This is a genomic window from Comamonas sp. C24C (assembly GCF_053345995.1).
The window spans coordinates 30604-38469 of the sequence record NZ_JBKFBC010000019.1; the positions used below are offsets into that span (position 1 = coordinate 30604).

The 7866-nt window shown below is 61.0% G+C and carries 5 protein-coding genes and 4 tRNA genes; 6 read left to right on the forward strand and 3 right to left on the reverse strand.

Annotation, left to right across the window (positions count from 1 at the left end):
• The 3 genes from ACLBXN_RS24005 to ACLBXN_RS24015 form a co-directional block, all read right to left on the reverse strand.
• Nucleotides 1-1278: efflux transporter outer membrane subunit (locus ACLBXN_RS24005; protein ID WP_447613798.1), on the reverse strand; the 1278-nt coding region annotated here is incomplete at its 3' end.
• Nucleotides 1271-4450 (reverse strand): efflux RND transporter permease subunit, encoded by a 3180-nt coding sequence (locus ACLBXN_RS24010; protein WP_447613799.1) that lies wholly within the window; start codon nucleotides 4448-4450, stop codon nucleotides 1271-1273. The genes ACLBXN_RS24010 and ACLBXN_RS24005, both read right to left, overlap by 8 nt.
• Nucleotides 4451-4462: 12 nt before the next feature.
• On the reverse strand, nucleotides 4463-5770 hold the full coding sequence (locus ACLBXN_RS24015; RefSeq protein WP_447613801.1) for an efflux RND transporter periplasmic adaptor subunit: 1308 nt from the start codon (nucleotides 5768-5770) through the stop codon (nucleotides 4463-4465).
• A 226-nt stretch (nucleotides 5771-5996) separates the two neighbouring features.
• Between ACLBXN_RS24015 and ACLBXN_RS24020 the strand changes: the two genes are divergently transcribed.
• The 6 genes from ACLBXN_RS24020 to ACLBXN_RS24045 all read left to right on the forward strand — a co-directional run.
• Nucleotides 5997-6617 (forward strand): TetR family transcriptional regulator, encoded by a 621-nt coding sequence (locus ACLBXN_RS24020; protein ID WP_003059343.1) that lies wholly within the window; start codon nucleotides 5997-5999, stop codon nucleotides 6615-6617.
• Between the two features lie 74 nt (nucleotides 6618-6691).
• Nucleotides 6692-6767, forward strand: a tRNA-Arg gene (locus ACLBXN_RS24025).
• Between the two features lie 80 nt (nucleotides 6768-6847).
• Nucleotides 6848-6933, forward strand: a tRNA-Tyr gene (locus ACLBXN_RS24030).
• A gap of 58 nt (nucleotides 6934-6991) precedes the next feature.
• Nucleotides 6992-7065: transfer RNA gene (locus ACLBXN_RS24035), tRNA-Gly, on the forward strand.
• 43 nt (nucleotides 7066-7108) lie between these two features.
• A tRNA-Thr gene (locus ACLBXN_RS24040) sits at nucleotides 7109-7183 on the forward strand.
• A gap of 75 nt (nucleotides 7184-7258) precedes the next feature.
• Nucleotides 7259-7866 (forward strand): GTP-binding protein (locus ACLBXN_RS24045; protein WP_447613730.1); only part of this gene is annotated, 608 nt, incomplete at its 3' end.

The window sequence follows — 7866 nt, forward strand, 5'->3', positions numbered from 1 at the left end:
CAGCAGATCCAGATAGCTGGCGACGCCGTTGGTATAGCGCAGATCGGACAGCTTGTAGCGCACCTGCTCCGCCTCCAGCTGACGCGACTGGGCGTCGAGCTGTTCCTTGAGTGAGCGGCGATTCACCAGGGTGTCGGACACTTCGCGGAAAGCCGACTGGATGGAGCCTTCGTACTGCGCCACGGCAATCTTCTGGCTGGCTTCTGCAACCTGCAGATTGGCCCGATTGCGACCGGCATTGAAGATGGGCAGGTACAGCGAAGGCGCAATCGTGAAGGCGGCGGAATCCGACTTGAGCAGGTCGGAGATGTCGGAGCTTGCGAAACCTGCAGAGGCGGTCAGCGTGATGTTCGGGAAGAACAGCGCGCGTGCCGCGCCAATGCTGGCATTGGCGGCAATCATGCTTTGCTCGGCCTGGCGGATGTCGGGTCGGCGCAGCAGCAGGTCCGAGGGCAGGCCCGACGGCACATCGGCCAGGGCCGGCAGATCGCGCAGTTGCTTGCCTTGCATGCTGGTCAGCAGATCGCCAGGCAGAGTCTGGCCCACGAGCAGCGTCAGGGCGTTGACGTCGCGCTCGCGCTGGCCGGCCTGCTGGGCCAGGGTGGCGCGTGCGCTTTCGGTCAGCGACTGGGCCTGGCGGTAGTCCAGCTCGGAAGCCACGCCCGAGTCCAGGCGCAGCTTGGTCAGCTTTATGGACTGCTCGCGCGTGCCCAGGGTACGGCGGGAGATGGCCAGCAGCTCCTCGTCCGCCTGCAGATTCAGCCAGGTGTTGGCGACTGTTGCTATCAGGCTGATCTGGGCAGCCTTGCGGCCTTCCTCAGTCGCCAGATACTGGGCCAGGGCCTGCTGCTTGAGGCTGCCGATGCGGCCCCAGAAGTCAATTTCCCAACTGGGCATGGACAGACCCACCATGTACGAGTTGGCATAGCGGCCCGTAGTGGCGCTGGGCTGGCGGCTGGCGCTGCCTGCGACACCGAATTCCGGGAACTGGCCGGCACGCTGGATCTGGTACTGGGCCTGTGCCTTTTCGATGTTGAGCACGGCCACACGCAGGTCGCGGTTGTTTTCCAGCGCGAGCTGGATCACCTGCTGCAGGCGTGGGTCCGTGTAGAACTGCTGCCAGGGGATGTCGGCAGCAGCCGTGGCGCCAGCCTGCTCGTCGGTGGCCGAGTAGTGCTCGGCCACCGGAGCGGCAGGGCGCTCCAGCGTGGGGATGAAGGAGCAGCCGCTGGCCAGCAGCGCGCCGGCCAGTGCTACGGGTAGCAAGGTTTTATTCATGTTGGGAGCCTCCCTGCGCTGCAGAAGTTGCCGCCGGGGGAGTGGCGTTGGAGTCTTGCTTGGACTTCTTGCCAAACAGATTGAACACGGCCACAAAGAACACGGGCACCAGGAACACGGAGATCGGCGTGCCGATCACCATGCCCCAGAACACGCCCGTGCCGATTTCCTTCTGGCTGGCCGCGCTGGCGCCGGAGGCGATGTACAGCGGCACCACGCCCAGAATAAAGGCCAGCGAAGTCATCAGAATGGGACGGAAACGCAGGTGACCGGCCTCCAGCGCGGCCTCCAGTGCACTCTTGCCTTCCGCATGCAGGTCCTTGGCGAACTCCACGATCAGGATGGCGTTCTTGGCCGAGAGACCAATCACCGTGATCAGCGCCACCTGGAAGTAGATGTCGTTGGGCATGCCGCGCATCAGCATGCCGGCCACGGCGCCGAACACACCCAGAGGCACGACCAGCAACACGGACAGCGGAATGCTCCAGCTTTCATACAGCGCGGCCAGACACAGGAACACGGCCAGGATGGAGAACGCGTACAGCAGCATGGCCGAGGAGCCTGCCTTCTTCTCGTCCAGGGACTGGCCGGTCCACTCGTAGCCGAAGCCGTCGGGCAGTTCCTGGGCCAGCTTTTCCATTTCCTTCATGGCGTCGCCGCTGGTAAAGCCGGGTTTGGCCTGACCGGTGATGCTCATGGAGGGATAGCCGTTGTAGCGTGTCAGCTGCATGGGGCCGCTGATCCACTTGGCGTTGACCATGGTGGACAGTTCCACCAACTGGCCTTGCGCGTTGGGGACCGTCAGGCGCATCACGTCCTCGGGCTGCATGCGGCGTGCCGCATCGGCCTGGATGGTGACCCGCTGCATGAAGCCGTTGTTGGGGAAGTCCGTGGAGTTGGACGAGCCCAGGGCCGTTGCCAGTGTCGTGGCCAGGTCACCCATGCTCACGCGCTGGGCATAGACCGCATCGCGGTTGATGTCCACCTGCCATTGCGGTGCGTCGTCCACACCGTCAAAGCGCACGCCGGTCAGCACCGGGCTCTGGTTGGCCTTGGCGACGAGCTGATTGCGGGCTTCAAGCAGGGCGGCATGGCCCTTGGCGCCGCGGTCTTGCAGGCGGAAGGTGAAACCGTCACTGTTGCCCAGCTCCGAAATCGAAGGAGGGACCAGCGTGAAGATGAAACCATCGCGCAAGGCGGACATGGCGCCCATGGTGCGTCCGGCAAAGGATTTGGCATCCGAGCCAGCGCCAGTACGCTCGGACCAGTCCTTGAGCGTGGTGAACGCCAGGCCCACGTTCTGGCCCTGGCCCATGAAGCTGAAGCCCAGAATGCTCACGATGTGATCGGTTTCAGGCTGGCTCAGGGCGAACTTCTCCAGCTCCGCCATGGTGTTGCTGGTGCGCTCCAGGCTCGCGCCGGGAGGCAACTGGGCCAGCGAGATGACATAGCCCTGGTCCTCGGTAGGCAGGAAGGCCGTGGGCAGTCGCAGGAACATGAAGACCACGCCGGCGATCACCAGCAGGTAGACGATGAAGGCCTGTACGGAGCGCTTGACCACGCCGGACAGAGCCGCGGAGTAGCGCCTGGTGCCGGCTTCGAACTTGCGGTTGAACCAGTTGTAGAAGGGGCCGAGCAGGCCGGTCTTCTTGTCGTGCGCATGGCCCTTGGGGATGGGCTTGAGCATGGTGGCGCACAGCGCGGGAGTCAGTGTCAGCGCAAAGAAACCCGAGAAGAAGATCGAGATGGCCATCACCAGCGAGAACTGGCGATAGATGTTGCCGGTCGCGCCGGAGAACATGGCCAGAGGCAGGAACACGGTCACCAGAATCACGGTGATGCCGACCACGGCGCCCTGGATCTGTCCCATGGCCTTGATGGTGGCTTCCTTGGGCGGCAAGCCTTCCTCGGCCATGATGCGCTCGACGTTCTCCACCACCACGATGGCGTCGTCCACCACGATACCGATCACCAGCACCATGGCGAACATGGCCAGAATATTGATGGTCAGGCCGGCCACCAGCATCACGGCAAAGGTGCCGAGCAATGCGATGGGCACCACGATGGTCGGGATCAGGGTGTAGCGGATGTTCTGCAGGAAGATCAGCATCACGATGAACACCAGCACGATGGCTTCCAGCAGCGTGTGCACCACCTTCTCGATGGAGATCTTCACGAACTTGGAGGTGTCGTAGGGCGATGACCATTTCACGCCGGCAGGCAGGAAGGGCTCCATCTCCGCCATCTTGGCCTTGACCAGCTTGGCCGTCGCCATGGCGTTGGCGGTCGAGGTCAGCTGCACGGCCATTGCCACGGCGGGCTTGCCGTCCAGGCGCGACTCGAAGGCATAGCTTTCAATGCCCAGTTCGATGCGAGCCACGTCCTTGAGGCGCACGGTGGAGCCGTCGGAGTTGGAGCGCAACACCACTTCACCGAATTCCTCGGGGGTGCTCAGCTGACCGGGAACCACAATCGTGGCCGTGGTCGTGGTGCCGGGAGTGCTGGGCAGGTTGCCCAGAGCACCACCGGAGATCTGCTGGTTCTGTGCGGCAATCGCGGCATTGACGGAGGCAATCGACAGGCCAAAGCCCTGGAGCTTGGCCGGATCCACCCAGACGCGCATGGCACGACCCGAGGCAAACAGCTGTGCCTTGCCCACGCCATCCAGACGCTGGATTTCAGGCGCCACATTGCGGTTCACATAGTCGGCGATGTCGTCACGAGAGGTCTCCCCGGACTCGGCCTGGAAGGCCAGAATCATCAGGAAGTTGCTCATGGACTTGTCCACGCGCACGCCCAGGGCCTGAACCACCTGGGGCAGGCGAGGCAGCACACGCGAGAGGCGGTTTTGCACGTCCACCTGCGCCAGATCGGGGTTGGTGCCGGGTGCAAAGGTGACGGTCAGAGTGCCTTGACCGCCCGCAGGGGCGGAGGCTTCCATGTACATCAGACCCTGCGCGCCGTTGATTTCGCGCTCGATCAGTTGCAGGACGGAATCCGTCATGGTCTGTGACGTTGCGCCCGGGTAGGTTGCTGTCACGTTGATGGTGGGAGGTGCCACCGATGGGAACTGTGCCACCGGTAGCTTGGTGATGGAGATCACGCCCGCAATGATCACGAAAATCGCGATCACCCAGGCAAAGATCGGTCTGTGGATGAAAAACTTGGACATGGATCGTGCCTGTTACTTGGCTGCCTTGCCTTCGCCAGCACCTTCGGCTGGTGCGGCAGCTTTCTCTTGCGCTGGTGCAGCGGGGGCCGCAGCAGGGGGCTGTGCGGGGGCGCCGGCAGCTGCATTGTTGATCTCGACGGGCTTGACCTTCTTGGCTCCCATGCCCACCTTGATCAGGCCGTCCACCATGACTTTTTCTCCGGCTTTCAGGCCGGATGTGACGACCCAGTTAGTGCCGCTGGACTGGCTGATCTGAACGGGACGCGGCGCCACCGAGCCATCCTCGGCCACGATCATGACGAAGTTGCCTTTTTCGTTGCGGGTCACGGCCTGTTGCGGAATCAGCGCGGCGTTCTCGACCTGTGCCTGCTCCAGATGCACGCGCACATAGGTGCCGGGCAGCAGCAGTCCATCGGGATTGGGCAGTTCCGCGCGCACGCTGACCTGTCCGGTAGTCGGGTCCACGGTCAGGTCGGTGAACAGCAGCTTGCCAGTGTGTGCGTATTCCTTGCCATCGTCCAAATAGACGTGGACGCGCGCGGCGTTGTCACCTACCTTTGCCAACTTGCCGGAGCTGAGCGCTTCACGCATGCGCATGATGTCGGAAGAGGACTGGGTCAGGTTCACATACAGGGGGTTGACTTGCTGAATGGTCGCCAGCTGCGTGGCTTCGCCCTGGCCGACCAGTGCACCTTCCGTCACCAGAGCGCGGCCGATGCGCCCTGAGATGGGGGCCGTCACGCTGGCATAGCCCAGGTTGACGTTGGCATTGGTGACTGCCGCCTTGCCTGCGGCAACCTGTGCCAGGGCCGCCTTTTCGTTGGCGATGGCGGTGTCGTATTCCTGCTTGCTGATGGCATTGGCCTCCACCAGCGGCTTGTAGCGGCGGGCGGTGGCAGATGCCTGAGCCAGGTTGGCTTCGGCCTGCGCCAAGGTCGCCTGGGCGCTTTGCAGATTGGCCTTGTAGGGGGTGTTGTCGATCTCGAACAAGGCCTGGCCGGCCTTGACATCCGAGCCTTCGCGGAACAGGCGCTTTTGCACAATGCCGGCCGCGCGGGCACGCACCTGGGCAATGCGCGATGGCTCCAGGCGACCGGGCAGATCGGAGATCAGGGGCACGTTTTGCATGGATACCGTCACCACACCCACTTCGGGGGGCTGTGCCTGTGCGGCGGCCTGTGCCTTTTGGGCTTCCGCGTTTTTGTCACTGCATGCGACAAGGCCCAGTGCAGCAGCCAGGCTCAGGCCGATGACCATGGAGCGGGTGCCGGATGCGGCTGAATTGGACTGGTTGTCGGGAGCCTGGTGTGCTTCATACATCGGGTGCATGAACGTCCTTCCGGTTGACATTGTGAAAACGAAAAAGAGCGCATTCCTCAAGGGTGCGCTCGTTTGGGTGGAAACCCTAGATGGCTTCCTGCGTATCGGTGCTAAGGAAATTATACATACATGCATAAATGTATAATTGAAAACGTTGCGTAAAGCAGCTGTGAAAAGGTTTTTCCCGCGGCGAACGATCGCTGGCGGGTGAGGAAGAAGGTGAGTAATGGCTCGAAGAACCAAGGCTGAAGCGGATGAGACGCGCACCAAGCTGCTGGATGCGGCCGAAGAGGTGTTTTTCGAGAAAGGCGTGTCTCGTACATCTCTGGGCGATATTGCGCAGCGTGCGGGGGCTACACGCGGAGCGGTGTACTGGCACTTCAAGGACAAGATGGATGTCTTTGTTTCCATGCTTGGGCGCATATGCCTGCCTTTCGAAGAAATCTGTGACGACAGGTACGGCGACCTGTTGCCGTTAGAGCGTATTCGTCACTCCATCCTGTGTGTGTTCGAGAGTCTGGATGAGGATGAGCGCCGGCGCAAAGTGTTTGAAACAGCGCTCTTCAAGATGGAGTACGTGGGCGAACTTGCCGATGTGCGCTTGCAGCATATCGAAAGTTCAGGCTTTGCCCGGGAAAAATTTGCGCGTGATCTGGCGGCTGCCGCGGAAGGGCAGTCCCTGCGGTTGTCGGTATCCCCGGAAGAGGCGGCCCTTGGTTTGCACTCTCTTTTTGTCGGACTCATACATGGCTGGGTGTTGACCGAGGGAAGTTTCTCACTGGTCAAGGTTGGCTCGATGTCGGTGGATGTCTACTTGTCTGGTTTGGGATTTCGGGTGAATTTGTGATTTGGGTGTCCAAAGCCGTGCAATAATTGCGGCTGTTGAATTGTTGTTGGCCGTGCAAGCGGCCTGACGGATTCGCGGCTGTAGCTCAGTGGATAGAGTATTGGCCTCCGAAGCCAAGGGTCGTGGGTTCGATCCCCGCCAGCCGCGCCAGCATCGATCTTCGGCAAGAAAAAAGAAATTTCGAAATTTCTTTTTAAGCTGAAAATAGATGCTACAATTCAAGTCTCTTCGGAGGGGTGGCCGAGTGGTTAAAGGCAGCAGACTGTAAATCTGCCCGCTAACGCGTACACAGGTTCGAATCCTGTCCCCTCCACCAGTAATGGTTGAGAAGAGCGATTGCTAGAAATAGCAGTCACGTGCAGTAGTAAATCTGTGCGGGAGTAGTTCAATGGTAGAACCCTAGCCTTCCAAGCTAATGACGCGGGTTCGATTCCCGTCTCCCGCTCCAGTTTGCGAGCAAAGATTTTAGAGGTTGTTTTTGCAACTTCTTTGCCCATGTGGCTCAGTGGTAGAGCACTCCCTTGGTAAGGGAGAGGTCGCGGGTCCGATTCCCGCCATGGGCACCATTTTCTGGTGCGCTCGCTTGATAGGGTTGCGCCGAAATCCTCTTGCAGTGAATTAATTTTTTCGGAGTCGGAAAAATGGCAAAAGAAAAATTCGAGCGCACCAAGCCCCACGTGAACGTGGGCACCATCGGTCACGTTGACCACGGCAAGACCACCCTGACTGCTGCTATCGCTACCGTGCTGTCCAAGCACTTCGGCGGTGAAGCCAAGGACTACTCGCAGATCGACAACGCTCCCGAAGAAAAGGCTCGTGGCATCACGATCAACACTTCGCACGTTGAATACGAAACTGCCAACCGCCACTACGCTCACGTGGACTGCCCCGGCCACGCTGACTATGTGAAGAACATGATCACTGGTGCCGCTCAGATGGACGGCGCTATCCTGGTTTGCTCCGCTGCTGACGGCCCCATGCCCCAGACTCGCGAGCACATCCTGCTGTCGCGTCAGGTGGGCGTGCCCTACATCATCGTGTTCCTGAACAAGGCCGACATGGTGGACGACGAAGAGCTGCTGGAACTGGTCGAAATGGAAGTGCGCGAGCTACTGTCCAAGTACGACTTCCCAGGCGACGACACCCCCATCATCCGCGGCTCTGCCAAGCTGGCTCTGGAAGGCGACCAATCCGACAAGGGTGAACCCGCTATCCTGCGTCTGGCTGAAGCTCTGGACACCTACATCCC

Bases quoted from the DNA above. Each gene is read 5' to 3' on its own strand.
- ACLBXN_RS24010 (WP_447613799.1), bottom strand. From the start codon at position 4,450: ATGTCCAAGTTTTTCATCCACAGACCGATCTTTGCCTGGGTGATCGCG.
- ACLBXN_RS24015 (WP_447613801.1), bottom strand. From the start codon at position 5,770: ATGTATGAAGCACACCAGGCTCCCGACAACCAGTCCAATTCAGCCGCA.
- ACLBXN_RS24020 (WP_003059343.1), top strand. From the start codon at position 5,997: ATGGCTCGAAGAACCAAGGCTGAAGCGGATGAGACGCGCACCAAGCTG.